The 24,744-nt window shown below is 71.8% G+C and carries 21 protein-coding genes and 1 pseudogene; 13 read left to right on the forward strand and 9 right to left on the reverse strand.

Going from position 1 to position 24,744, the window contains the following annotated elements; all coding sequences use genetic code 11:
* The 3 genes and pseudogenes from Dsi01nite_RS07045 to Dsi01nite_RS07055 form a co-directional block, all read left to right on the forward strand.
* Positions 1-2,172 (forward strand): annotated as a pseudogene (locus Dsi01nite_RS07045) (hypothetical protein); the annotation flags it as partial.
* A gap of 121 nt (positions 2,173-2,293) precedes the next feature.
* Complete coding sequence (locus Dsi01nite_RS07050; RefSeq protein WP_203845221.1) at positions 2,294-3,112, forward strand: Bax inhibitor-1/YccA family protein; 819 nt, start codon at positions 2,294-2,296, stop codon at positions 3,110-3,112.
* The gene (locus Dsi01nite_RS07055; protein WP_203845222.1) at positions 3,112-3,429 is read left to right on the forward strand and encodes a hypothetical protein; all 318 of its coding nucleotides are present in this window, start codon (positions 3,112-3,114) and stop codon (positions 3,427-3,429) included. Before Dsi01nite_RS07050 ends, Dsi01nite_RS07055 begins: the two co-directional genes overlap by 1 nt.
* 66 nt (positions 3,430-3,495) lie before the next feature.
* Here the strand turns inward: Dsi01nite_RS07055 and Dsi01nite_RS07060 are convergent, their stop codons facing one another.
* The 3 genes from Dsi01nite_RS07060 to Dsi01nite_RS07070 form a co-directional block, all read right to left on the reverse strand.
* Positions 3,496-4,743, reverse strand: coding sequence for an acetyl-CoA C-acetyltransferase (locus Dsi01nite_RS07060; protein WP_203845223.1), 1,248 nt, complete (start codon positions 4,741-4,743; stop codon positions 3,496-3,498).
* A gap of 85 nt (positions 4,744-4,828) precedes the next feature.
* On the reverse strand, positions 4,829-5,614 hold the full coding sequence (locus Dsi01nite_RS07065; RefSeq protein WP_203845224.1) for an SGNH/GDSL hydrolase family protein: 786 nt from the start codon (positions 5,612-5,614) through the stop codon (positions 4,829-4,831).
* Entirely contained in the window at positions 5,611-6,657 is a 1,047-nt protein-coding gene (locus Dsi01nite_RS07070) for an SGNH/GDSL hydrolase family protein (RefSeq protein ID WP_203845225.1), read from the reverse strand. Before Dsi01nite_RS07070 ends, Dsi01nite_RS07065 begins: the two co-directional genes overlap by 4 nt.
* Before the next feature lie 285 nt (positions 6,658-6,942).
* Here Dsi01nite_RS07070 and Dsi01nite_RS07075 point away from each other — a divergent pair, with 285 nt between their 5' ends.
* Both Dsi01nite_RS07075 and Dsi01nite_RS07080 read left to right on the forward strand, forming a co-directional pair.
* Positions 6,943-7,293, forward strand: coding sequence for a YkvA family protein (locus Dsi01nite_RS07075; RefSeq protein WP_203845226.1), 351 nt, complete (start codon positions 6,943-6,945; stop codon positions 7,291-7,293).
* Between the two features lie 27 nt (positions 7,294-7,320).
* A complete protein-coding gene (locus Dsi01nite_RS07080) occupies positions 7,321-8,685 on the forward strand; it encodes a cystathionine beta-synthase (protein WP_203845227.1) in 1,365 nt (454 codons plus the stop codon).
* A 21-nt stretch (positions 8,686-8,706) separates the two neighbouring features.
* Here Dsi01nite_RS07080 and Dsi01nite_RS07085 read toward each other — a convergent pair whose 3' ends face one another.
* Both Dsi01nite_RS07085 and Dsi01nite_RS07090 read right to left on the reverse strand, forming a co-directional pair.
* The gene (locus Dsi01nite_RS07085) at positions 8,707-9,636 is read right to left on the reverse strand and encodes a S1C family serine protease (RefSeq protein ID WP_203845228.1); all 930 of its coding nucleotides are present in this window, start codon (positions 9,634-9,636) and stop codon (positions 8,707-8,709) included.
* 38 nt (positions 9,637-9,674) lie between these two features.
* Positions 9,675-11,348: an aminotransferase class V-fold PLP-dependent enzyme gene (locus Dsi01nite_RS07090; RefSeq protein WP_203845229.1), complete on the reverse strand. Its 1,674-nt coding sequence runs from the start codon at positions 11,346-11,348 to the stop codon at positions 9,675-9,677.
* A gap of 161 nt (positions 11,349-11,509) precedes the next feature.
* Here Dsi01nite_RS07090 and Dsi01nite_RS07095 point away from each other — a divergent pair, with 161 nt between their 5' ends.
* Complete coding sequence (locus Dsi01nite_RS07095) at positions 11,510-11,833, forward strand: hypothetical protein (protein ID WP_203845230.1); 324 nt, start codon at positions 11,510-11,512, stop codon at positions 11,831-11,833.
* Positions 11,834-12,123: 290 nt separating this feature from the next.
* Here Dsi01nite_RS07095 and Dsi01nite_RS07100 read toward each other — a convergent pair whose 3' ends face one another.
* Positions 12,124-13,320: an IPT/TIG domain-containing protein gene (locus Dsi01nite_RS07100; RefSeq protein WP_203845231.1), complete on the reverse strand. Its 1,197-nt coding sequence runs from the start codon at positions 13,318-13,320 to the stop codon at positions 12,124-12,126.
* 280 nt (positions 13,321-13,600) lie between these two features.
* Here Dsi01nite_RS07100 and Dsi01nite_RS07105 point away from each other — a divergent pair, with 280 nt between their 5' ends.
* Complete coding sequence (locus Dsi01nite_RS07105; RefSeq protein ID WP_203845232.1) at positions 13,601-15,247, forward strand: IPT/TIG domain-containing protein; 1,647 nt, start codon at positions 13,601-13,603, stop codon at positions 15,245-15,247.
* Between the two features lie 125 nt (positions 15,248-15,372).
* On the forward strand, positions 15,373-17,160 hold the full coding sequence (locus Dsi01nite_RS07110) for a substrate-binding domain-containing protein (RefSeq protein WP_203845233.1): 1,788 nt from the start codon (positions 15,373-15,375) through the stop codon (positions 17,158-17,160).
* A 26-nt stretch (positions 17,161-17,186) separates the two neighbouring features.
* On the opposite strand, the gene msrA is transcribed toward Dsi01nite_RS07110, so the two are convergent.
* Complete coding sequence (gene msrA, locus Dsi01nite_RS07115; RefSeq protein WP_239135759.1) at positions 17,187-17,783, reverse strand: peptide-methionine (S)-S-oxide reductase MsrA; 597 nt, start codon at positions 17,781-17,783, stop codon at positions 17,187-17,189.
* A 246-nt stretch (positions 17,784-18,029) separates the two neighbouring features.
* Between msrA and Dsi01nite_RS07120 the strand changes: the two genes are divergently transcribed.
* From Dsi01nite_RS07120 to Dsi01nite_RS07140, 5 genes are read left to right on the forward strand one after another with little or no spacing between them, the layout of a single operon-like run.
* Positions 18,030-19,172 carry a cystathionine gamma-synthase gene (locus Dsi01nite_RS07120; protein ID WP_203845235.1) on the forward strand — a complete coding sequence of 381 codons (1,143 nt, stop codon included), beginning with the start codon at positions 18,030-18,032 and terminating at the stop codon, positions 19,170-19,172.
* 40 nt (positions 19,173-19,212) lie between these two features.
* Positions 19,213-20,589: an amidase gene (locus Dsi01nite_RS07125; protein WP_203845236.1), complete on the forward strand. Its 1,377-nt coding sequence runs from the start codon at positions 19,213-19,215 to the stop codon at positions 20,587-20,589.
* A gap of 2 nt (positions 20,590-20,591) precedes the next feature.
* Entirely contained in the window at positions 20,592-21,305 is a 714-nt protein-coding gene (locus Dsi01nite_RS07130) for a hypothetical protein (RefSeq protein ID WP_203845237.1), read from the forward strand.
* The gene (gene ilvA, locus Dsi01nite_RS07135) at positions 21,302-22,528 is read left to right on the forward strand and encodes a threonine ammonia-lyase (protein ID WP_203845238.1); all 1,227 of its coding nucleotides are present in this window, start codon (positions 21,302-21,304) and stop codon (positions 22,526-22,528) included. Before Dsi01nite_RS07130 ends, ilvA begins: the two co-directional genes overlap by 4 nt.
* Positions 22,529-22,537: 9 nt before the next feature.
* Complete coding sequence (locus tag Dsi01nite_RS07140; protein WP_203845239.1) at positions 22,538-23,671, forward strand: M48 family metalloprotease; 1,134 nt, start codon at positions 22,538-22,540, stop codon at positions 23,669-23,671.
* Between the two features lie 3 nt (positions 23,672-23,674).
* Here the strand turns inward: Dsi01nite_RS07140 and greA are convergent, their stop codons facing one another.
* Together greA and Dsi01nite_RS07150 are read right to left on the reverse strand one after the other, a co-directional pair.
* On the reverse strand, positions 23,675-24,178 hold the full coding sequence (gene greA, locus Dsi01nite_RS07145; protein WP_203845240.1) for a transcription elongation factor GreA: 504 nt from the start codon (positions 24,176-24,178) through the stop codon (positions 23,675-23,677).
* 85 nt (positions 24,179-24,263) lie between these two features.
* Positions 24,264-24,680, reverse strand: coding sequence for a DUF4307 domain-containing protein (locus Dsi01nite_RS07150; RefSeq protein ID WP_203845241.1), 417 nt, complete (start codon positions 24,678-24,680; stop codon positions 24,264-24,266).
* Positions 24,681-24,744: the final 64 nt, after the last annotated feature.

Below are 24,744 nucleotides of genomic sequence, written 5' to 3' on the forward strand. Positions count from 1 at the left end.
GGCACCGCGGCCGTGGACATCTCGGGGTGGCAGGTCAAGGACAACGACGACACCCACGTGTTCACGATCGCGGCCGGCACGACGATCGCCGCCGGCGGCTACCTGCCGGTCGACGTCGAGACCGCGTACGGGCTCGGTGGCGCCGACTCCGCCCGCCTGTTCGCGGCCGACGGCGTCCAGCTGCTCGACTCGTACACCTGGACCGCCCACGCGGCGGTGACCTACGGGCGCTGCCCGGACGGCACGGGGCAGTTCGCCGCGACGACGGCGGCCACCAGGGGCGCGGCCAACGCGTGCGCCGGCCAGACGCCCGCCACGGCGTGGCCGGGCGGCGCGGAGGTCACCACCGCCGACCAGCTCAACGTGTTCGGCGGCAACCTGAGCGGCCTGGCATACCAGGGCGGCTCGACCCTCTGGGCGGTCAAGAACGGCCCCGGCACGCTGTACCGCCTGACCTGGGACGGCGCGGCCTGGACGCCGGCGACCACCACGGTCCTGCACTACGCCGACGGCACGGGCGACGTCGACGCCGAAGGCGTGGTCTGGCGGCCCGACGGCATCTACGTGTCGACCGAGCGCAACAACGCCGTGAGCGGCGTCAGCCGGCCGACGATCGAGCGGTACGACGGCGTCAGCGGCACCGCGACCGCCGAGTGGAACCTCACCGCGGACCTGCCCGCCGTCGCCGCGAACAGTGGCCTCGAGGCGATCACCTGGGTGCCGGACGCGTACCTCACCGCGCACGGGTTCGCCGACCAGCGGGGTGGCGCGTACGACCCGGCCGCGTACCCGGGTCACGGCGACGGGCTGTTCCTCGTCGGCCTGGAGGCCAACGGCGCCGTGTACGCCTACGCCCTCACCCCGGGCGGCGGCTTCACCCGGGTCGCGACGTTCGCCAGCGGGTTCCCGTCCGTGATGGACCTGGAGTTCGAGCCGGAGACCGGGCACCTGTGGGCGGTCTGCGACGACACCTGCAACGGCCGGGTCGCCACCCTCGACGTGACCGCCGGCACGTTCGCCGTCAGCGGCCTGTACGAACGCCCGGCCGGCATGCCGAACCTCAACAACGAGGGCTTCGCGATCGCGCCGCAGTCGGCGTGCGCCGCCGGTCGCAAGCCGGTGTTCTGGTCCGACGACAGCGGCACCGACGGGCACGCCCTGCGCGGCGGCACGATCGCCTGCACCGACCTCGACGCGGACGACGACGGCATCCTCGACGAGGTCGACCCGGCACCCACCGACTCGGCCGCATTCGCCGCCGCCGCGGTCTCCGGCCGGATCACGGCCCGCGGGGACAGGGCGGTCGCGGTGTCCGCCGGCTCCGGCGGTGCGGTCCGTTTCGATGTTGGCGGCGGTACGGCGCCCGTCCAGCTCGCGGTCACCGGCAGCCTCGCCACGATCACGCTCGGCGAAGGGTCGTACCTGATCACGGGTGCCGTCGGCGTGTCGACGCTCGCCGGTGACCCGGCGGTCGTGGCGGTGACCTTCCGCTCCGTGCCGGTCACGTTCGGCGTCCCGGCCGGTGGCTCCCTGGCGTTCACCGACACGCTGACCGGCATCCAGCACGCCGGCGCCGTCACGGTCCAGGCCGCCGGGCTGCTGTGCGGCGCCGTCGACACCGTGGTGGTCGGCACCACCGGCAACGACCGCCTCGCCGGCACCGCCGGCGGCGACCTGATCGTCGGCCGCGGCGGCAACGACGTCGTCACCGGCGGGGGCGGCGCCGACTGCGTCGTGACCGGCCCGGGCAACGACGTGATCACCACCACGGGCGGCGACGACCGGATCGACGCCGGCGGCGGCAACAACGTCGTCGACGCGGGCGCCGGCACCAACACGATCACCGCGGCCTCCGGCAACGACGTGATCACCACCGGCGCCGGCGACGACCGGATCGAGGCCGGCGGCGGCAACAACGTCATCCGGGCCGGCGACGGCACCAACGTCGTCGTCACCGCGTCGGGCAACGACAGCATCACCACCGGTGCCGGCGACGACCGCGTCGACGCCGGGAACGGCAACAACACCGTCACCACCGGCGCCGGCAACGACGTGATCGGCACCGGCAGCGGCAACGACGCCGTCGACTGCGGCGCGGGCGCCGACACCGCCGCCGCGGGCCGCGGCAACAACACCAACACCGGTGGTCGCTGCGAGACCTTCGGCGTATAGCACCCGACCGGCGGGGGCCGGGGCGGTTTGCTCCGGCCCCCGCGAAACTGAGATCCACTTGATCCGGGCAGGCGCGGTACGCTGGTCGTACACATGAATGCGACGCCTCTGGAGGCTGATCGTGCAGAGTTCGAACCCGGTGCTCAACCGCCTAGGACAGGCGGCGCGACAGGAGCGGTCGCAAGTGCAACCGCCGAGCTTCGGTGCGCCTCCCGGCTACGGGTATCCCCAGTCCGGCTACACGGCCCCGTCCGCCACCCGGGCGATGACCATCGACGACGTCGTGGTGCGCACCGTCGCCCTGCTCGGCGTCACCGGCATCTTCGGTGCCGGGGCCTGGGCGCTCCTGCCGGACACCGGTGGCGTCACCACCCTCGCGCTGTTCGGTTCGCTCATCGCGGGCCTGGTCCTGGGCCTGGTCATCTCGTTCGCGCAGGTGACCAACCCGGCCGTCATCATCCCCTACGCCGCCCTGCAGGGCGTGCTGCTCGGCGTGGTCAGCCGCTGGTACGAGCATGCCTACAGCGGCATCGTCATCCAGGCGGTCATCGGCACGTTCGGCATCTTCGCCATCATGGCGGTGCTCTACAAGCTGCAGATCCTGCGGGCCACGCCACGGTTCACGAAGATGGTCATCGGCGCCCTCGTCGGCGTCGTGGTGCTGAGCCTGGCCAACTTCGTGTTCTACCTGTTCGGGCTCAACCTCGGCCTGCGTGACTACGGCACCGAGGGCAAGGTCGGCTGGCTGCCGATCGTGTTCAGCCTCGTGATCATCGTGGTCGCGGCGCTCACGTTCGTGCTCGACTTCGACGCCGTCGAGCAGGGCGTCCGGCAGGGGCTGCCGGAGAAGTACGCCTGGTACTGCTCGTTCGGCATCCTGGTCGGGCTGATCTTCCTGTACTGGGAGATCCTGCGCATGCTCAGCTACCTGCGACGCTGATGCAGCCCGACGACCGCCTCACCGTGACGGTGGGCAGGCTGGTCGGGCAGGTCGGACACTGGACGCCGTCCCGATGGGCGGCGTCCGGTGCGTCCGGGGTCCCTCGCGCCGACACGGTGCACGACCTGGTGCAGTGGCTGGCGGACCGCTGCGCCGACGCGGAGGGCCGGGACCGCCGGCCGGTGCCCCGCCTCGACAACGACCTCGCCCTGCCGGACCAGCTGCGGGTGGTGGCGGCGGACCTGACCCGGTTCGGCGGCCCCGCCCTGGTGGACGAGGCCGCCGAGAAAGTGCGGGCCGTGCGCGGGCAGCTCTGACGCCTGCGCTTCAGTGAGGCTGAGAGCACCCGCGCCCGGCTGCGGTCAATCTACGCTGTGGCGCATCTACGACAAGCGCTCGATGACCATGGCCATGCCCTGGCCGCCGCCGACGCACATGGTCTCCAGGCCGATCGACTTGTCGTGCCAGCTCAGCGAGTTGATCAGGGTGCCGGTGATGCGGGCGCCGGTCATGCCGAACGGGTGACCGACCGCGATCGCGCCGCCGTTGACGTTGAGCTTCTCGATCGGGATGCCCAGCTGCCGGTAGGACGGGATGACCTGCGCGGCGAACGCCTCGTTGATCTCGACCAGGTCGACGTCGTCGATGCTCATCCCGGCCCGCTTGAGCGCGCTGCGGGACGCCTCGACCGGGCCGATGCCCATGATCTCCGGCGACATGGCGGTGACGCCGGTCGACAGGATCCGGGCCAGGGGCGTGATGCCCAGCTCGCGGGCCTTGACGTCGCTCATGATGACGACCGCGGCGGCGCCGTCGTTGAGCGGGCAGCAGTTGCCGGCGGTGACCCGGCCGTCGGGACGGAAGACCGGCTTGAGCCCGGCCACCGCCTCCAGCGTCACCCCGGCGCGCGGGCCGTCGTCGGTGCTCACCACGGTGCCGTCGGGCGTCGTCACCGGCGTGATCTCGCGGGCCCAGAAGCCGCTGCCGATCGCGGCCTCGGCCAGGTTCTGCGACCGGACGCCGAACTCGTCCATGTCCGCGCGGGTGACGCCCTCGATCTCGGCGAGGTTCTCGGCGGTCTGGCCCATCGCCACGTAGATGTCGGGCAGCGCGCCGTCCTCGCGGGGGTCGTGCCACTGCTCGCCCCCGCCTTCGGCGCGCTTGGTGGTGCGCGCGTACGCGTCCGCGAACGCCGGGTTCTGCCACGGGCCGCCGACGGCCGCCTGCGCCTCGGCCGGCAGCCCGTCGGAGTTGCCCCGCGCGTAGCGGGACACGCATTCGACGCCGGCGGAGATGAACACGTCGCCCTCGCCGGCCTTGATCGCGTGGAACGCCATCCGGGTGGTCTGCAGCGACGAGGCGCAGTAGCGGGTGGTGGTGGCGCCCGGCAGGTGGTCGAACCCGAGCAGGGTGCTGACCACGCGGGCCATGTTGAAGCCCTGCTCGCCGCCGGGCAGGCCACAACCGAGGTAGAGGTCTTCGATGTCCCGCGGGTCGAGCTCGGGGACCTTGGCGAGCGCGGCGCGGACGATGGTCGCGGCGAGGTCGTCGGGGCGGAGGTCGCGCAGAGATCCCTTGGCCGCACGGCCGATCGGGGACCGGGCGGTGGCGACAATGACAGCTTCCGGCATGTCACTGACGCTACTGCAGGGTAACGAAGCCCGGCGAGCGGCTGTGAGAAATCTGCAGATTCAGTGCATCATCCGTGCATCTTTCTCAGTGCAGGAAGCCGCGGACCGCGGCGGCCTCCTCGACGGCGGGCAGCAGCGCGTGCGCCCACACCCGGTAGCCGTCGGCGGACGGGTGGAACCCGTCGTGGCACAGCGTGCCCGCGTCGGCCCGGAACACCGCACCGGTCCGTGCGGCCAGGTCCACGACGACCGCGCCGGCCGCCGCGGCGGCGATGGCCTGTTGCCGGGCCACGCTCCGGCTGCGCCAGCCGAGCAGCTGCCGCAGCGGCGGCGCGAACGCCCGCAGCGCGCCGAAGTCGGGGCAGGTGCCGACGACGACCGGGATGCCGGCGTCACGCAGCCGCCGGCAGGCGGACCCGAGATACTCCGCGGCGTCGGAGCCGCGGCCGAGGTGCGTCACGTCGTTGGTGCCGACCAGGATGACCGCCACGTCCGGCGCCGGCCCGACCAGCGCCCGCGCCACCTGGGTGGCGAGGTCGGCGGAGCGGGAGCCGGCCACGGCCACGCTGGACAGCTCGACCCGGCGGCCGGCGGTGCCCTCGGCGAGGAGCGCGGCCAGCTGCCCGCCGACGGTGTCGGCGACCCGGTCGACGCCGACGCCGAGCGCGGTGGCGTCGCCGAGCAGGACCAGCCGCATCGGCGGCTTCCCGACCGCGCCCACCGAGGAGCGCATCGCCAGCCGCATGTCGGGCTTGGCGTAGGACCTCGCACGGGCGGCCATCGCCTGGGCCGCGAGGACCGCGGCGCCGCCGACCGTGCCGGCGATCACGGTGACCGTGGCCATCCGTGCCAGCCGCTTGATCGTGATCATGTCGACTCCTGGGGGTAGCGGTCCTCAGTCTGGGAGGGCTCGCGGGCCGCCTGTTGCGGCAGCCGGTGCCAGACCCGGTGGCGCAGCTGCGCCCAGCGGCCCGCCGGGCCGCGCTCGCTGCCGGCCACCTGCGCGGCGCTGACCTCGGTGCCGGGGCGCTGTGCCGCCTCCGCCGCGGCGCGCGGCAGGGACCGCACGCCCTCGCCGGCCCGCAGCGAGGCGGTCAGCGGCGCCGCCACGTCGGGCTCGGTCAGCGACGCGACCACCGTCGGCAGCACCGCCTGCGCCGCCGCCAGGTAGCCGGCGCCGGACGGGTGGAACCGGTCGAAGCTGAACATGCGGTCCGGCTCGGCGTAGAACAGCTCGCCGAGCAGGTCGCCCAGCGACACGGTCCGCCCGCCCGCCTCGACCACCGCGATCGTCTGCGCCGTCGCCATCTGCCGGCTCCAGTGCCGGGCCAGCCAGCGCAGCGGCGGCTGGATCGGCCGGATCGTGCCCAGGTCGGGGCAGGTGCCGACGACGACCTGGATGCCCGCGGTCCGCAGCCGGCGCACCGCGTCGACCTGGTGCCGCACCGCGAGGGGCACGCTGACGCGATGCGTGACGTCGTTGCCGCCGATGCAGATCACCGCGACGTCGGGCCGGTGTCGGAGCGCCACGTCCACCTGCGGCGACAGTCCGCGCGACTCACAGCCGACGACCGCGAGGCAGCGCATCCACACCGGACGCCGCTGCTGCTGCGCGAGGCCGGCCGCGACCGCCGCGGCGAAGGTCTCGCTGGGCAGCTCCGCGCCATACCCGGCGGCGGAGGAGTCGCCGAGCACGACCAGGCGGATCGGCTCACCGTCGAAGTGTGCGCCATACGTACCGTCGGCGCGCGGGGGAGGGCTCACGACCTGGGGGATGACCCGCCGGGCCAGCAGTGCCTGCCCGATGACCACGCCGTAGAACAGCGCGCTCGCGCCCGCGATCCCACCGCCACCGACCGCGGCCGCCGTGGCGATCCGCCGCACCTGTTCCGACCGAAGCTTCAACGCCCCCACTGCCCTTCCCGCCTCCCGCCATCCGCGCGACCTCCGAGGCTAACCCCCACTCCGCAAGTATCCGCCACGCTGAAGTAAAGATCCCGATCGTCCTCATCCCGACCGATCGGGGCCCTCACCGGCCCGGATCTTCGCCGCACGGCCATCGTCCCAGGCGAGTGGTCACTTTCGGTTGCCCGGCGGTGGCGGCCGACCAAACCTCCGCGCTCCACGCGTCATTTCTACCGCGCGCTGTTGTGGCCCGGCACCGTTACATTCATAGCCAGACGAGAGAGGGCGGCGATCATGGCGGACAGCACGCTGCGACGGCGGATGGCGTGGACGGCGCTGCTGAGGGTGTTCAAGCCCGGCACGCCCGGGCTCGGCAAGCGGCTCGGTGCCATCCCGCGGATGATCAAGGCCACGCTGAAGGGCGAATACGACGGCGGCACCCGCCTGGCGCTGCTGGCCGCCTCGGCCGTCTACATCATCTCCCCGATCGACGCCGTGCCGGAGCTGTTCCTGCTGATCCTCGGCGTCGTCGACGACCTCGCCATGGCGACCTACTTCGCCGGCGCGCTGCTGGACGAGACGGAGCGCTTCCTGGAGTGGGAGAAGCAGCGCGACAACGTGATTCCCGGGCACGTCGTCAAGTAGCCGATTCCGGCGCTATACGCTGGCCGCGTGCGCTACTACGACAACGTCGTCGAATTGGTGGGCAATACGCCCCTTGTCCGGCTCCGCAACGTGACGTCCGGGATCTCCGCGACCGTCCTGGCGAAGGTCGAATACCTCAACCCGGGCGGCAGCGTGAAGGACCGCATCGCGCTGCGCATGGTCGAGGAGGCAGAGAAGGCCGGCCTGCTCAAGCCCGGCGGCACGATCGTCGAGCCGACCAGCGGCAACACCGGGGTCGGTCTCGCGCTCGTCGCCCAGCTGCGCGGGTACAGGTGCGTCTTCGTCTGCCCCGACAAGGTCAGCGAGGACAAGCAGAACGTGATGCGGGCCTACGGCGCGGAGGTCGTGGTCTGCCCGACCGCGGTCGCGCCCGAGGACCCCCGGTCCTACTACAACGTCTCCGACCGGCTCGCCCGGGACATCCCCGGCGCCTGGAAACCCGACCAGTATGCCAACCCGGCCAATCCCCGCTCGCACTACGAGACCACGGGGCCGGAGGTCTGGGACCAGACGGCCGGCAAGGTGACGCACTTCGTCGCCGGCGTCGGCACCGGCGGCACGATCTCCGGCGTGGGCCGCTACCTCAAGGAGGTCTCCGGCGGCGCGGTCCGCATCGTCGGGGCCGACCCCGAGGGCTCCGTCTACTCGGGCGGCACCGGCCGGCCGTACCTCGTCGAAGGTGTCGGCGAGGACTTCTGGCCCACTACGTATGACCGCGACGTCTGCGACGAGATCGTCGAGGTGTCCGACAAGGAGTCCTTCGAGCTGACCCGCCGCCTGGCCCGCGAGGAGGGCCTGCTCGTCGGCGGCTCCTGCGGCATGGCGGTCGCCGCGGCGCTGAAGGTCGCCCGCGCGGCCGGCCCCGACGACGTCGTGGTCGTCCTGCTGCCCGACGGCGGCCGCGGCTACCTCAGCAAGATCTTCAACGACGGCTGGATGGCCCGTTACGGCTTCCTGCGCACCGCCGCCGAGCTGCCGACCGTCGCCGACGTCCTCGTCGGCAAGGACGGCGGCCTGCCGCAGATGGTGCACGTGCATCCCAACGAGACGGTCCGCGACGCCATCGACTACATGCGTGAGTACGGCGTCTCCCAGCTGCCCGTCCTCAAGGCCGAGCCGCCCGTCGTGACCGGCGAGGTGGCCGGCTCGATCGCGGAGCGTGACCTCCTCGACGCGCTGTTCACCGGCCAGGCCCACCTCCACGACATCGTGGAGCGGCACATGGGCGACCCGCTGCCGATGATCGGCGGCGGCCAGCCGGTGAGCGAGGCCGTCGCCCTGCTCGAGAAGGCCGACGCCGCGGTGGTCCTGGTCGACGGCAAGCCGGCCGGCGTCATCACCCGGCAGGACCTGCTGACCCACCTGAGCTGAGCTTCCACCAAGCCGGAACCCCTACGACAGGGGTTCCGGCACGGCCACCACGTCCACCAGCGCGGCCTTGCGCAGGACGGTGATCTGCAGGCGCTGCCCGATGGCCGGGCCGAGCATGAGCCGCTGCACGTCCTGGACCCCCAGGATCGGCCGGCCGCCGGCGGACAGCATCACGTCGCCCACGTAGAGGCCGGCCTGGCCCGCGGGGCTGCCCGGCACCACCTCGACCAGCCGCAGGCCCTTGCGCTGGCCGACCCGGTCCGCGACGGGCTGGGCGAGCGCCACCGGGGTGCCGGCGACACCGAGCCAGGCACGGCGGACCTTCCCGGTCGACATCAGCTCCGACATGATCAGGCGGGTCGTGCTGTTGATCGGCACGGCGAGGCCGAGCCCGATGCCGGCGACGGCGGTGTTGATGCCGACGACCTTGCCGGTCGAGTCGGCGAGGGCGCCGCCGGAGTTGCCGGGGTTGAGCGCGGCGTCGGTCTGCACCACGTCGTCGATGAGCCGGACGTGCCGCCCGTCGCGGACCGGCAGCGACCGGCCGAGGGCGCTGACGACGCCGGCGGTGACCGAGCCGGCCAGGCCGAGCGGGTTGCCGACGGCCACGACGAGCTGACCGATGCGCAGGTCGTCGGCGTTGCCGAGGGTCGCCGGCGGCACCCCGGTCTCGTGGATGCGCAGCACCGCCAGGTCGGCGAGGGGATCGGCGCCGACGACGTCGAAGCGGCTGGACGTGCCGTTGGTGAACTCGGCGACGCCGCCGTCCGCGCCCGCCACGACGTGGGCGCTGGTCAGCACGAAGCCGTCCGGGGTGTAGACGACGGCCGAGCCGGCGCCCTCGCCGCGGTGGCTGCGCACGGTCAGGCTGGCGACGCTGGGCAGCACGGCCGCCGCCACGCTGGTGACGACCCGGCTGTACGCGTCGAGCGCGTCGGTTTCGGGTTCCATGTCGCTGGCAACACCGCGCCCGCGACATCCATACCCGGTTATGCCGACAGCGATATCGCGGGCAGGTCGAACCAGCGCAGGGCCTCGAAGTTCGCGGAGACCACGCCGTCGGGCTGCTCGTGCTGCTCGACCGCCTCGACGATGCGGGCCGCCTCGTGCAGGTAGCCCGCGAGGGCCGACTCCGACGCCCGCTCGTGCCGGGCCGGCCAGCGCAGCTCGCCGTCGGCGTCGTAGTGCAGCTCCGACAGCCGCAGGGGCGGCTCCACCAGGCCGTCGCGGTGCTTCCAGAGTCCGGTGTACGGGTCGAAGCGGTACTGCGGCAGCAACGACCAGCCGTGGGTGGCCACGAAGTGCACGGCGTCGACGATGTAGCGCAGCACCGCGTCGGAGATGAAGTAGTTGAAGCTGACCCGCACCCATCCGGGCTTGATCCCCTCGCAGCCGGCGATGATCTCCTGCTCGAAGCGCTGCGAGCGTTCGATGTCGATGCCGAGCAGCCGGTGACCGTACGGGCCGGCGCACGAGCAACCGCCCCGCGCCTGGATCCCGAACAGGTCGTTGAGCAGCGACACCACGAAGTTGTGGTGCAGGTACCGGCCGCCGGGTCGTTTGACCACGAACGACACGATCGACAGCCGGGACGCGTCGAGGTTGCCGAGGATCTCGATGTTCGGGTTCGTCTTCCACGAGGTGATCGCCTCGCGCAGGAAGCCCTCCTCGAGCTCCCGGATGGTGTCGGTGCCGACGGCCTGCTTGAGCTGGAACACCAGGCCGGCCCGGATCGACTCGACGATTGCCGGCGTGCCGCCCTCCTCACGGTGCGCGGCGTCGGCGATGTAGTGGTGGTCGGTCGGGTTGACGTAGTCGACCGTGCCACCACCGGGCACCGTGGGCACGCGGTTGCGCAGCACCTCCCGCCGCACGACGAGGACCCCGGGCGTCCCGGGCCCGCCGACGAACTTGTGCGGCGAGATGAAGACCGCGTCCTTGTACTGGCCCGGCCCGGACCCGTACATCGCCACGTCGACGTACGGCGCCGCGGCCGCGAAGTCCCAGAACGACAGCGCGCCATGCTCGTGCAGCAGCGCCGAGATCGCGTGCGTGTCGCTGACGATCCCGGTCACGTTGGAGGCCGCGGAGAACGACCCGATCTTCAGTGGTCGGTCGGCGTGCCGCGCGAGCTCCGCCCGCAGGCGCGACAGGTCGATGTGACCGTTGTGATCCTCCGGGATGACGACGACGTCCGCGATGGACTCCCGCCACGGCAACTCGTTGGAGTGATGCTCGAACGGCCCGATGAACACCACCGGGCGATCGCTGGGCGGGATGTGGGCCGACAGGTCGTAGCGGTCCTCGAGCTCCGCGGGCACCCGCAGCCCCAGGATGTGCACCATCTTGTCGATCGCGGCGGTCGACCCCGATCCGGTGAAGATCACTACCGTCTCCGCGTCTCCGCCGACCGCGTCGTTGACGATCTGGCGGGCGTCCTCCCGCAGCCGGGTCGTCTGCAGCCCGGTTCCGGAGGACTCGGTGTGCGTGTTGGCGTACCGCGGCAACACCTCGTCAAGGATGAACCGCTCGATGAAGTCCAGCGCCCGTCCTGACGCCGTGTAGTCGGCGTAGGTGACGCGGCGCGCGCCGTATGGCCCCCACATCACCTGGTCGTCGCCGATGACGGCATCGCGGATCCGCTGCAGCAGGGGGCTCTCCATGGCCGCCATTATCCGCGCCGCCACTTTCGGGTGGTCACACCGGAATCGCACAGGCTGTCCGCCCACGCGAGCACCCCGACTGTTTAACGTTTCGTCCGGAGGTTCTCAGAGGCACTCTCAGAGGCCTTCTCAGGGTTTCGCAGAGTTTGGGGGTAGGGAAGTTGGTCAGTGTTGACCAGTCCGAGCCAACAGACGTCGTCGATCGGCTGCTGTGGCGCGACGCCACGCAGATCCTGAGCCGGCACAACGAGTCGGACGGTGACGGGCAGTGCATCTGGTGCGGGCGGGAGTGGCCCTGCGCGCCGCGCCGGCTCGCCGAGAACGCGGAAGCCGCCTCCCGGCGGCCGTGGAACGAGGCCTGGACCGCCCGGCACGACCTCTACAGCCTACGGACGATGCCCGACTGGCGGATCGACCTCGGCGCCGCGCAGCGGTCCCGGGGTGGATGGCATCGCGCCGGCGGCAACCGGGGAACCTTTCTCTAGCACGATCGTTGATCTCAGCGGTGACCTGGGCGCGCCCGCCACGCCCTGTGGACACCGCGACACAAAGACCCGCCCGGGCACGGTTGTCGGCATGCCTCCGCCGACTCCGAACGCCTCCGGCCAGGCGTCCTCCCCAGGGATCGGGCGGGTCTACACGGCAGGCGAGGGCACACCTTCGTGGTTCCCCCGCATATATCGCGACAGGAGTGCCCTCGCCTGCCAAAACCTGTGCACGAACGGCCCGGCCCCATTGCGGGGACCGGGCCGTTCGTGTGTCTGGGTGCGAGCGCCTACTCGTTCAGGAACGAGAACGAGGTCGCCCCGTTGAGGGGGCTGACCCATGACCCTTCCTGGATCGACACGGGGCAGACGCCGGCGTAGTTGGTGGCCCCGACGCCCAGGGCGTCGGCGGTGACGTTCGGCGTGATGACGGTGATGATCGTGCCGGTGCTGTTGACCGCGGGCGTGGCCGGCGACGTCACGCCGTAGTTGTCCGCCTCGATGCCGCAGAACATCACCTTGACGGTGTTGCTGCCGTCATTGGCGTACGCGCTGAGCGTCTTGTTGAAGTTGGCGCCGGTGATGGCGACGACGGTGCCGCCGGTGGCCTTGCCGGACGTGACGTTCAGCGAGGTGATGGACGGGCCGAGCACGACGTCGGCGCCGGTGTCCGCCTTCAGGAACGACTTGCTCACGCCGTTCTGCGTGATGACGATCGTGTCGTTGGTCGCGTCCATGCCGGTCGCGGTCTTGAAGGTCAGGTAGTTGCCGACGTCGGCGGTCACCGTCTGGTCGGTCGCGGTGGCGGCCGTGCGCTGGGTGAGGCCGGTGGTGGCGTCGTACACCTTGACGTCGGTGCCGTCCTTACCGCCCAGGTTGGCCTTCAGACCGGCGGTGGTGCGTGGGTCGAAGGCGAAGTCGGCGGCGGCCTTGACCCGCACGACCTGGGCGCCGCTGGTGAGGAACCGCTGCGCCTGCTTCGTGACGTCCGAGATCGCGCTGCTGTTGTCGTTGATCACCGGCTTGGTGGCGAGCAGGCCGAGCTTCGGCGGGGAGACGAACGTGATGGCCGACGCCTTCGCGATCGTGTCCGGCGACGCGATGTCGTTGAACAGGATGGCGACCTCCTCCGCGGCGCTGCTGGCGATGCAGCCGGTCGAGGGGGTCTTGACGGTGATCGTCGTCGCGCTGGTGACGACGTAGTTCGTCAGGTCGTCGCAGTTGGGGTCGGCGCCGAGCTTGACGGCGACGACGTTGTCCTCCGACAGGGCGGTCGCGCCGGCCCCGGAGACGGTCAGGGTGACGACCTGGTTCTTCGTGAGTGCGGCGAGCTTGCCGTTGGCTGGAGAGGTCAGGGCCAGCGTGCCGGTCAGGGTTGCGGCATGCGCGGGAAGTGGCTGGACGACCACCAGGAGGGTCGCCGCGGCGGCGCCGATGCTCACGGCTCTGGCAAGGCGGGAGTGCCGCCAGGAATGGACATGGGACATTGAGCGAGGTCCTCTCGAGTGCTGTACGGCGCATCCGGTGCGGCCGGCCGCACGATCCACTGGACAACCCAAAGTAACATTAGAATCACGCTGTGTAGCTGGTTTAGATGGCCGTCTGCGGCGCACTCGCCATGACGGCGGTCCACCCGGTCAGTTGGGCGAAAGTGAGTCACTTTCAGCATTTGTGCTGTTACGTTGCGTGACGTTGGGTGTATCAACGGTCCCTTGGTGATCGCACGCCCTCATTGCTCATGCCGTGGTGACCACCGGAGGAGACCACATGCATTTCCGATCACTCACACGCTCGAAGCTCGCCCGCGCGGGGGTGGTGCTGGGCGTCGTAGCAACGGCCGTCATCGTGACGGGGAACCCGGCATCGGCCGCCGTGCCGCTGACGATCGTCCCGGCCACGGGCCCCGCCGCATCGGCGAACGGCCCGACCGTCACGATCAACACGACGACGGCCGTGTTCAGCGGTACCCCGACGGTGAGCTTCCAGCTCGCCGGCACGGCAGTGCCGGCCACGCCGCAGGTGGCCGCGGCGCCGCCCACCTCGCTGAACGGCTGCTGGCCGAGCTACGCCGCGAACATCACCCCGACCACGGCCGCGGCGGCCGGTGTCGTCAACTCGACGAGCGTCGCCATGTTCTCGTCGACGAAGCTGTACGTGAAGGTGCCGAGCCTGCCCATCGTCGGCACCGCGCCGACCAAGTACAACGTCTGCGTCTACGCCGGCGCTGACCCGTGGGTGTCTGCCGTCGCGCCGGGCAGCGCGCTGCTCGCCAACCTCTCGAGCGGCTACTCGGTCTCCGCGGCCGCGCAGGTCACGTCGGTGTCCCCGGCCAGCGGTCCCGCCCGCGGTGGCACACCGATCGTCGTCACCGGCACGGGCCTGACCGGCGCCACGGTCACGCTCGGCGGTGTCTCGATGACGCCGACGATCGCTTCCGACGGCCTCAGCTTCACCGCGGTCACGCCGCCCCACGCGGCCGACGGCCAGCCGGTGACCCTCTCGGTCACCACCGCCGGTGGCACGGTGAACAAGACGGGCGCGTTCACGTACTCCAACGGCATCAACGTCTCACCGAGCACGATGCCCAAGGTGCAGGCGGGCACGGGCAGGGTCATCGAGATCACGGGCGTCGGGTTCTCCTCGCTCAACCCGCAGAACACCGCCGGCGGCACCACGCCGGACACCCTCGGCGCGCACGTCTTCCTGAGCCGCGGCGCCTACAACAGCGCGACCGTGGCCGGCCACAAGACCAACGCGCAGATGACCGAGTGCTCAGACGTGCTGGTCATGAACGACGGCCTGCTGATCTGCAAGGTCAACATGGTGCCGTTCACCCGGACGGCGACGGACGTCACCGTCGCCAGCACCACCATCACGTCGCCCACGGCGAACTTCACGCAGGCTGACGTCGGCCTGGCGATCACCAGCTCGGTCACCGCCACCGCGGGTCCCGGCGTGATCGCCGCGAGCACCACGATCGCATCGGTGCAGAGCCCGACGTCGGCGACGCTGTCCGCGGCCGGCACGAACGGCCTGGTCGACCTCGTCACCATCGCCAGCACGCGGACGATCGCGTCCGGCACGACGGCCACCACCGGTGGCGTCACGACGCTCGCCGCGGCCGTCGGCACGGGCCTGTTCACCAATGCCGACATCGGCCGGATGGTGAACAACACCGGTGTCTACATCACGTCGATCACGGACACCGACACCGCGGTCCTGTCCGGCCCGCTGGCGACCGACCTCTCGTCGGCGTCCACGGTGCTCAAGAACGTCCTGCCGGACGGTGCCTACGTGGTCACCGTGGTCAACGACGGGCGCCTGAACGCGGTCGCCAGCAACCCCAACTACAACCAGTCCGTCATCTCCAGCGGCTCCACCTTCACCGTTGGTGACTACGTGATCACCAGCTGACCCTGTCGGCAAGAGCGCGGCCCGGGAACCACCTCAGGTTCCCGGGCCGCTGCGCCGTTGACGCCGTGTCCGCCGCACGCCGGTCGTTTCCGCCCCGTTCACCCGGCCGCGATCGGATCTTGCTCATGCGGGGGAAGAGCATCGTCGCGTCGTGTCTGGCGGCCGTCCTGGTCGTGGCCACCATTCCGGGGACCGCCCAGGCCGCTGCGGGGCACGCCCGGATCGAGGGCACCGGTTCGTCGTTCGCGGGCAACGCGCTCAACGACTGGGTCGCCCGAGCGCAGCTCCAGGGCCTGCCGGCCGACTACACCCCGACCGGCTCGGCCACGGGGCGCAGGGACTTCGCCGCCGTGGCGAACGACTTCGGCGTCTCCGACCTGCCGTTCCGCGGCAGGGATCCGAGGACGAACCAGATCGACGACGCACAGGGCCGGCCGTACGCGTACGCGCCGTTGGTCGCGGGCGCGGTCGCCTTCCCGTACCAGGTGCGTATCGGTGGCGTCATGGTGCGCGACCTGCGGCTGTCGGGACTGACGCTGGCGAGGATCTTCCTCGGGCAGATCACGAACTGGAACGACCCGCAGATCACCGCCGACAACGCCGGACGGAAACTGCCGTCGCTTTCCATCATCGTCGTTGTCCACTCGGAGGCTTCCGGTGCGACCGCCCAGCTGACCGCGTACCTCGCGAAGCAGTACCCGATCCTGTGGCAGCAGTACTACGGCACGTCGGCGTGGACCGAGTACTTCCCGACCACGCCGAACACAGGCACCCGCCCCCGCGCGTATGCCGTGAACGGCTCCGACGGCGTGATGAACACCGTCTCCGCCGGGAGCAGCAACGGCGCCATCGGGTACACCGAAAACTCCTACGCGCTCGGCGCCGGCTACCCGGTCGCGAAGGTCGGCAACGCCGCCGGCTACTTCATCGCGCCGGCTCCGCTCAACGTGAGCCTCTCGCTGACCCGCGCGACCCTGAACCCGGACCTGACCGTGAACCTCGACGGCGTCTACGCGTCCGAGGACCCCCGGGTGTACCCGCTGTCCGGGTACACGTACCTGATCCTGCCGACCGGCAACGACGCGCGGATGACCACCGAGAAGCGACAGACGATGGTCGACTTCTTCGCCTACACCGCGTGCGGCGGTCAGCACAGCGTGGGCTCGATGGGCTACGCGCCGCTGCCGCTGAACCTGGTCCGCGCCCAGTTCGACCAGCTCAGGACGCTGCACGACATCGATCCCGCGGTCGACGTGAGCACCCTGGACCCGGCCCATTGCAACAACCCGACCTTCTCCACCGGCGACGTGGCCCGGGACCGGCTCGGCGAGATCGTCCCGATGCCGCCGGGCGCCGACGCGGGGGTGCCCGGCGCGGTGCCGGCACTGGCACAGAACGACACCGCGCCGTGCGCGGGCGAGGTCAGCATCCGGGTGACGCTGGGCACCCGGGTGTCACTGACCCAGGTGGACCCCGCGACCCCGGGCGGACACCCGGCGCAGGCCATCGACCCGACCGGGCACCGCCACGCGTGGGTCTTCCAGGGTGACCTCGCCGGCGTCGCGGTCGTCGACACCCGACCGGTGCAGCCCGGCTGGACGGTGACCGGCCAGGCCACCGACATGGTCAACGGCACCACGACGGTCGCCGCCGGCAACCTCGGCTGGTCACCCGTCCTGGTCCGGGCCGGCAGCGACGCGGAGGGCGCGGTCACCGCCGGCCCTGCGGTCCGCCCGGCCCTGCAGACCGCGACCAGCCCCGGCCTCGCCGAGGCAGGCGTCCTGGCGGGCGCACCCCGCGGCGCCGGCCTCGGCGTGCAGCACGTCGCCGCCACCGTGCACCTGTGGATGCCCGACACGTCCCCCAGGGGCCGTTACACCGGCACGCTGACCCTGACCCTGATCAGCGCCTGATCCGAAGGCGACCGTCGGTGGGCTCGTCAGAGGGTGGGCAGGGAGCCGACGCCGATGGGGCAGGTCATGCCGTTCGGGCCGTGGTTGCAGTAGCCGTAGGGGTTCTTCACGTCGGACAGGTACTGCTGGTGGTAGTCCTCGGCGTAGTAGAACGGGCCGGCGGTGGTGATCTCGGTGGTGATCTCGCCCTTGCCGGCGGCGCGGACGACCGGGGCGAACGCCTCCCGGGACGCGGCGGCCGTGGCGGCCTGGGCGGGGGTGGTGGTGTAGATCGCCGAGCGGTACTGGGTGCCGACGTCGTTGCCCTGGGCCATGCCCTGGGTCGGGTCGTGGTTCTCCCAGAATGCCTTCAGCAGGGCCTCGTAGGAGACCTTCAACGGGTCGTAGACCACCTGGACGGCCTCGGTGTGGCCGGTCCTGCCGGAGCAGGTCTCCTCATACGTCGGGTTGGCGGTGAAACCGCCCTGGTAGCCGACGGAGGTGGAGTGGACGCCGGGGATGCGCCAGAAGATGCGCTCCGCGCCCCAGAAACAGCCCATGCCGAAGTACGCGACCTCCAGGCCCAGGGGCCACGGTCCGCGCAGCGGGGTGCCGAGCACAGTGTGGGTCGCGGCGACCGGCATCTCGGTGTCGCGGCCGGGCAGGGCGGTCTCGGCGGTGGGCAGGTCGAGCGGCTTGCGGGACCACGGGAACACGATCAGCTCCTATACAACTTGAGGTGCTTGGGCTCAAGTCTGCCTCGGGGAAACGCCGTCCGCCTTATCAAGCCATTACGGCGTCGGGCCATTCCGGGCGGCAGGACGGGTCGCGATCGGGCGGAAAGGACGGCCAGTGACCCGGCTCACGCGATCCCCCACTATGGTCGGTCCATGACGCACGGCTTCGAGACCCTCGCCATCCACGCCGGCCAGGAGCCGGACCCCGCCACCGGTGCGGTGGTCCCGCCGATCTTCCAGACCAGCACGTACGCGCAGGATGCGGTGGGCCACCCCCGCCGCGGCTACGAGTACAGCCGGACCACCAACCCGACCCGTGACGCGCTGCAGGAGTGTCTCGCCGCGATCGAGGGCGGCCGCAAGGCCCTGTCGTTCGCGTCCGGGCTCGCCGCCGAGGACACGCTGCTGCGCACGGTGTGCCAGCCGGGCGACCACGTGGTCATCCCCGACGACGCCTACGGCGGCACGTACCGGCTGTTCGCGAAGGTCGCCCAGCGCTGGGGGCTGGACTTCACGCCGGCGTCGATCCACAGCGTCGACGCGGTCCGTGACGCGATCACCGACCGCACGAAGATCGTGTGGCTGGAGACGCCGACGAACCCGCTGCTCGGCATCGCCGACATCGCCGCGCTCGCGCAGGTCGCGCACGACCGGGGCGCGCTGCTGGTGGTCGACAACACGTTCGCCTCGCCGTACCTGCAGCAGCCGCTGCACCTCGGCGCCGACGTGGTGGTGCACTCGACCACGAAGTACATCGGCGGGCACTCCGACGTGGTCGGCGGCGCGCTGGTCGGCAACGACGACGAGCTGCTCGGGCGCCTCGCGTACCACCAGAACGCGATGGGCGCGATCAGCGGCCCGTTCGACGCGTGGCTGACGATGCGCGGCATCAAGACGCTCGGTGTCCGCATGGACCGGCACTGCGACAACGCGGAGCAGGTCGTCGAGTTCCTGACCAGGAACAAGGCCGTGAGCCAGGTGCTGTATCCGGGGCTGCCGGACCACCACGGGCACGAGATCGCGGCCAAGCAGATGCGGCGCTTCGGCGGCATGGTGAGCTTCCGGGCCGCCGGCGGCGAGGAGGCGGCCGTGGACATCTGCAACCGGGCGAAACTGTTCGTGCTCGGCGAGTCCCTGGGCGGCGTGGAGTCGCTGATCGAGCACCCTGGGCGGATGACGCACGCGAGCGCCGCCGGCTCGCCCCTGGAGGTCCCCGGGGACCTCGTCCGGCTGTCCGTCGGTATCGAAACGATCGACGATCTTCTCGCCGATCTGGAGCAGGCCCTCGCTCGTTGAGACACTTTGGTGCCCCCTCGGCCGGAAGGTGTTTCAAGAGATGATCACTACCTGGGTCGGCAGCACCGCGCGGGAGATCGCCCGCGCGGTGCGCCGCGGTGACACGTCCGCCACGGAGGTCGTCGCCGACCACCTCGACTCGATCCGGGCGTATGACCGGGTCGTGGGCGCGTTCCGGCAGGTCCGGGCCGGCGAGGCGATCGCCGAGGCGGAGATCGTCGACGACCAGCCGGAGCTGCGCAACCTGCCCCTGGCCGGGGTGCCGATCGCGGTCAAGGAGAACATCGCGGTCACCGGCCTGCCGACCTGGAACGGCTCGGCGGCCGCCCGCGGGCCCGTCGCCGAGGGCGACCACGAGGTCGTGCGGCGGCTGCGGGGCGCGGGCGCGATCGTCGTCGGCGTGACGAAGATGCCGGAGCTCGGCATCTGGGCCCTTACCGACGACGCCGACGGGATCACCCGCAACCCGTGGCGCACCGACCGGACCCCCGGTGGCTCCTCGGGCGGTTCCGCCGCCGCGGTCGCCGCCGGGCTGGTGCCGATCGCGCACGGCAACGACGGGCTCGGCTCGATCCGGATCCCGGCCGCCTGCTGCGGGCTCGTCGGGCTGAAACCCGGCCGGGGCGTGGTCCCCGCCGGCATCGGCGCCAACGACTGGCACGGGCTCGCCGAGAACGGCATCCTCGCCACCACCGTCGGCGACGCGTCGCTGGGCTTCTCGGTCCTCGCCGGGCGTGCCCCGGAAGCCCTGAAAACACCGGGCAAGCTGCGCGTGGCGGTGTCCCCGCGCAGCCCCGCGGCCGGTGTCCGGCCCGACGCGGGCGCGCGCAAAGGGCTCAGCGACGCCGCGCGGCTGCTGCTGCGCCTCGGCCACGACGCGGTGCGGGCCGACCCCGTGTACCCGCCGGCGCTGGCCGCGAAGGTCCTCGCCACCTGGTTCGCCGGCGCCCACGTCGACGCCGAGGGCCTCAACCCGATCCGGCTGCAGCGGCGCACCCGCCAGCACGCGAAGCTCGGCGAGCAGGCGATCCGGCGCGGCCTGGTCCGGGCCGCCGACCGTGACGAGTGGCGCGAACGCTGCCACAACTGGTTCATCGACGGCGGCTTCGACGTCCTCGTCACCCCGGCGCTCGCCACCGCCCCGCCGCGCGCCTACCGCTGGTCGGAGCGGTCCTGGTCGGCCAACATGCTGGTCAACGCCCGATACGCGCCCTACAACGCGCCGTGGAACTTCGCCGGCTTCCCCGCGATCGTGGTCCCGGTCGGGGTCCGCCCCGACGGCCTGCCCGTCGCCGTCCAGTTCGTCGGGCCGCCGGGCAGCGAGCTGCTGCTGCTCGCCCTCGCGGGGCAGGTGGAGCAGGCCGCGCCCTGGCGACGGCACGCGCCCGGCTGGCCGCGCGTGGCCGCCCGGCGGTGACGGTGCGGCAGATCAGGGCCATCTCGAGCTGGGCGACCGCGGCGATGCTCGCCGTCGCCGCGGCGGCGCTCACCCACCTGTGCGTGGCGTTCCTGCCCCTCGTGGACGTCTGGGCCGCGCACCGGCCCGGCAGCGACGTGGGCGCCGTCCGGATCGCCGCCTGGGCCGTCCTCGCCACCACGGTGGTCACGGCCTGGGTGGTGTTCGCCGGGTGGTCCAGGCGGGCCCGGTCCAACCTGGTCGCGTTCGGTATCCGTACCACATCCAAACTGCCGCTGATGGACGTCGCGGTCGGCAGCGTCGGCCGGGCACCGGCCCTGCGTCGCAGGATGAACACGCTGACCTGGCTGTGGTGGCTCAGCCTGCTGCTGGCGCTGGCCGCGGTCGGGCTGGGCGTCCTCGCCGGGCTCGACAACCTGCGCGAGATCGACGACGTGCGCGAGCGGGTCGCGGCCGGCGGGACCGTCGACCGGGCGCTGGTGTCGCACCTGTTCGGCCGGCAGCTGCTGCTCCGCCTGCCCGGGGCCGCGCTGGGCATCGCCGCGGCCGCGTTCGCCCTGGTGCTGATCGCGAGGGTGACCAGCGCCCAGTACGGCCGCGTCGCCCGCATCCGGGGCGCCGCCGCCTCCCGGGCGACCCTGCAGGCACTGCGGGCAGGCGATGAGGACTGGACGGTGGTGCTGCCGCTCTCGGTGGGTGGCACGATCAGGGAATGACTGAACTCGCGTCTGGGCTCGTGACGCTCGCTGACATCGAAGCGGCACGTGACCTGCTGTCCGGTGTGACCCGCCGGACGCCGGTCGAGCCCAACCGGCCCCTCACCGCGAAGCTCGGCGGCCCCGCCTGGCTCAAGTGCGAAAACCTGCAGCGCGCGGGATCGTTCAAGGTCCGCGGCGCGTACGTGCGGATCTCCCGCCTCAGCGACGACGAACGGAGCCGGGGCGTGGTCGCGGCCAGCGCCGGCAACCACGCGCAGGGCGTCGCCCTCGCCGCCGGGCTGCTCGGCACCACCAGCACCGTCTTCATGCCGGTCGGCGCGCCCCTGCCGAAGATCGCCGCGACCAAGGGCTACGGCGCCGCGGTTCAGTTCGCCGGATCGTCGGTGGACGAGGCGCTCGTCGCCGCGCACGAGTTCGCGGAGCGGACCGGAGCGGTGCTCATCCACCCGTTCGACCACCCCGACATCATCGCCGGGCAGGGCACCCTCGGCCTGGAGCTGATCGAGCAGCTGCCCGACGTGCGGACCATCGTCACCGGCGTGGGCGGTGGCGGACTCATCTCCGGGCTCGCCGTCGCGGTCAAGGCGCTGCGGCCGGACGTGCGGATCATCGGGGTGCAGGCGGCCGGCGCCGCCGCGTTCCCGGGGTCGCTGCGCGCCGGGCGTCCGGTCCGGCTGGCGGCGCTGGGCACGATCGCCGACGGCATCGCGGTCGGCCGGCCCGGCGACCTGACGTTCGCGCACGTCAGCAAGCTCGTCGACGAGATCGTCACGGTCACCGACGAGGACATCTCCCGGGCGCTGCTGATGCTGCTGGAGCGCGGCAAGACCGTCGTCGAGCCGGCCGGCAGCGTCGGCGTCGCCGCCCTGCTCGCCGGCGCCGTCCAGGTCGAGACGCCGGTCGCCGCCGTGCTGTCCGGCGGCAACATCGACCCGATGCTCATGCTCCGGGTGATCGAGCACGGCCTCGCCGCCGCCGGCCGCTACCTGGCCTTCACCGTGCGCTGCGGCGACCGCCCCGGCCACCTGGCGAAGATCCTCGCGCAGATCGCCGAGCACGGCGCCAACGTCGTCGACGTCGCGCACCGGCGGCAGGACCCGCGGCTGCAGCTCGGCGAGGTCGAGATCCACCTGTCGGTGGAGACGCGCGGCTCCGAACACTCTGACCGGTTGGTCAACGCGCTCCGTTCGGCTGGATACACGGTGACCTTCGGCGCGTAAAAGATCAATGTGACTCTCGGCTGGCTCGACCGCATCGCGCACCGCTCCGCCCGTCGCCACACCCTCGCCACCTTCGAGGCCTTCAGCGGCGGCGCCGGTCGGGCCGGGACGGCCGGATCCAGGGTCCTGCTGATCTCGTCGATCCTGTTGTACGGCCTGATCCTGGCCCTCCTCGCGACCGGGATCTGGCTGTGCACGATCTCGGTCCCCGGCGCGGTCGCCGGCCTGCTCGTGATCGGCGTCGCGGTCCTGCTACGCCCCCAGTTCGGCCGGGTGCCGAAGTACGCGGACGAGATCACCGAGGCGGCGGCGCCGCAGCTGCACGCGCTGGTGCGGGAGGCGGCCGGCGCGGCCGGCGCGCCGGTCCCGCGGATCTACGTCGAGGGCGACGCGTTCGACGCCGCGGCCGGCATGGTCGGCCTGCGCCGGCGTCCGGTCCTGGTGCTGGGCCTGCCGCTGTGGAACGCGCTGCCGCGGCAGTCGCGGGTGGCGTTGCTGGGCCACGAGCTCGGCCACTTCGTCAACGGCGATCCGCGCCGCCGCCTGCTCACCCAGCCGTCGCTGACCAGCCTGGCCGAGCTCGACGCCCTGCTGGAGCCCGAGTCCGCGCGGGACACCGGCGGCTGGTCCGACGGTTTCCTCGTCGTCTGGATCGTCCGGCCGCTGCTGAACCTGGTCAAGCTGGTGCTGCGGACGCTGCTCTGGGCGCCCCGGACCGCACTGGCGGTGTTGGCGCTGCGGGAGGGGCAGCGGGCGGAATACCGGGCCGACCTGGTCGCGGCGCGGATGGCGGGGCGCGCGGCCACCGTCGAGCTGCTCGACACGCTCGTCGTCATGGACAGCCTGGCGATGCTGATCCTGCGGGACGCCCGGGCCGGCCGGCCGGTCGCCGAGTGGCCGCAGACCACCCTCCGGCTGCTGGCGGAGGTCCGCCCGCAGTTGGCCGTGCGGCGCGAAGCCGCGACGCTGCGCGAGACCACGCTCTTCGCCAGCCACCCGCCGTCGGGACTGCGGGCGCGGCTGGTCGAGGCGACCGCGCTGGAGTCGGCCGCCGTGGTGCTCGACCCGATCCGCAACGAGCGGATCGACGCCGAGCTGGCCAAACACAGCGCCAGCTCGGCGCGGACCCTGAAAGCGCTGTGAGGCTCAGCCGCCGAACGGCTCGAACTTGATGATCTTCACCTTGATCTGGGCGCCGCTCGGGGCGGTGTACTTCACCTGGTCACCCTTGCTCGCGCCCAGGATCGCCTTGCCCAGCGCGGACTCCGGGCTGTAGACGGTGAGATCCGTCGTCGCCGCGATCTCCCGGGAGCCCAGCAGGAACGTCTCGGTGTCGTCCTCGTCGTCGTCGTCGAACTGGATCGTGACGACGGTGCCGGGCGCGACCTTGTTGGTCGTCGGCGCATCGCCGACGACCGCCTTGCGCAGGAACTCCTTCAGGTACAGGATGCGGCCCTCGGCCTTGCCCTGCTCCTCGCGGGCGGCGTGGTAGCCGCCGTTCTCGCGCAGGTCGCCCTCTTCGCGGCGTGCGTTGATCTCCGCGGCGATCGCCGGCCGGTTGGCGATGTGCTCGTCCAACTCGGCCTGCAGCCGGTCATATGCTTCCTGCGACAGCCAGGTTGTCCCCTGGTCGCCGTCGGTGGTCGACACTGAAGATCTCCTTACGGGCACGCTGGGTCAAACCACCAACGTACCAGTGAGCCGCATCACCGCCGGCATGGAAAATGCCGGGTGCTCAGCGGGCGCGGCGCGGGCCGCAGGCCGGGACCTCCACCGTGACCGGCCGGTCGCTGGTCGCCAGGCGGTAGGTGACCAGCGCCTCGGCGCCCGGAGGCACGTTCACCTCGGCCAGGCCGACCTCTTCGCCGCTGGCGGAGCGGGCCCGGACCCGGCAGGTGGCCTCCTTCTCCGCGTCCTTGCGGACCACGAAGTCGACCGTGATGCCGTCGTCGCTGATCGCGTAGAAGCGCTGCACCTGGGGCTCGTACTCCTGCGGCCCGTACTGCTGGAACAGCTTCACGGCGATGAGCACCCCGGCGATGCCGGCGACGGCGGCGACGAGCACGACCAGCCAGGTGCGGCGTGGTCGGGGCTCCCGGCGGCGGCCGTAGCGGCCGGGCGGGTACTTGGCTGTGGCGTGCGTCTCGGTCACGGGAAGGAGGTCCTCGTCGTTTCGTCGGAGGTACCGACCACAATAGGGTCGTAACCCGGGGAGC

This window comes from Dactylosporangium siamense, from assembly GCF_016862795.1.
GTDB classification, from domain to species: Bacteria; Actinomycetota; Actinomycetes; order Mycobacteriales; family Micromonosporaceae; genus Dactylosporangium; species Dactylosporangium siamense.

Coding starts and splice junctions, on each gene's coding strand:
- Dsi01nite_RS07055 (WP_203845222.1), top strand. CDS start 3,112: ATGCAGCCCGACGACCGCCTCACCGTGACGGTGGGCAGGCTGGTCGGG.
- Dsi01nite_RS07060 (WP_203845223.1), bottom strand. CDS start 4,743: ATGCCGGAAGCTGTCATTGTCGCCACCGCCCGGTCCCCGATCGGCCGT.
- Dsi01nite_RS07065 (WP_203845224.1), bottom strand. CDS start 5,614: ATGATCACGATCAAGCGGCTGGCACGGATGGCCACGGTCACCGTGATC.
- Dsi01nite_RS07075 (WP_203845226.1), top strand. CDS start 6,943: ATGGCGGACAGCACGCTGCGACGGCGGATGGCGTGGACGGCGCTGCTG.
- Dsi01nite_RS07085 (WP_203845228.1), bottom strand. CDS start 9,636: ATGGAACCCGAAACCGACGCGCTCGACGCGTACAGCCGGGTCGTCACC.
- Dsi01nite_RS07090 (WP_203845229.1), bottom strand. CDS start 11,348: ATGGAGAGCCCCCTGCTGCAGCGGATCCGCGATGCCGTCATCGGCGAC.
- Dsi01nite_RS07100 (WP_203845231.1), bottom strand. CDS start 13,320: ATGTCCCATGTCCATTCCTGGCGGCACTCCCGCCTTGCCAGAGCCGTG.
- Dsi01nite_RS07105 (WP_203845232.1), top strand. CDS start 13,601: ATGCATTTCCGATCACTCACACGCTCGAAGCTCGCCCGCGCGGGGGTG.
- Dsi01nite_RS07110 (WP_203845233.1), top strand. CDS start 15,373: ATGCGGGGGAAGAGCATCGTCGCGTCGTGTCTGGCGGCCGTCCTGGTC.
- msrA (WP_239135759.1), bottom strand. CDS start 17,783: ATGCCGGTCGCCGCGACCCACACTGTGCTCGGCACCCCGCTGCGCGGA.
- Dsi01nite_RS07120 (WP_203845235.1), top strand. CDS start 18,030: ATGACGCACGGCTTCGAGACCCTCGCCATCCACGCCGGCCAGGAGCCG.
- Dsi01nite_RS07125 (WP_203845236.1), top strand. CDS start 19,213: ATGATCACTACCTGGGTCGGCAGCACCGCGCGGGAGATCGCCCGCGCG.
- ilvA (WP_203845238.1), top strand. CDS start 21,302: ATGACTGAACTCGCGTCTGGGCTCGTGACGCTCGCTGACATCGAAGCG.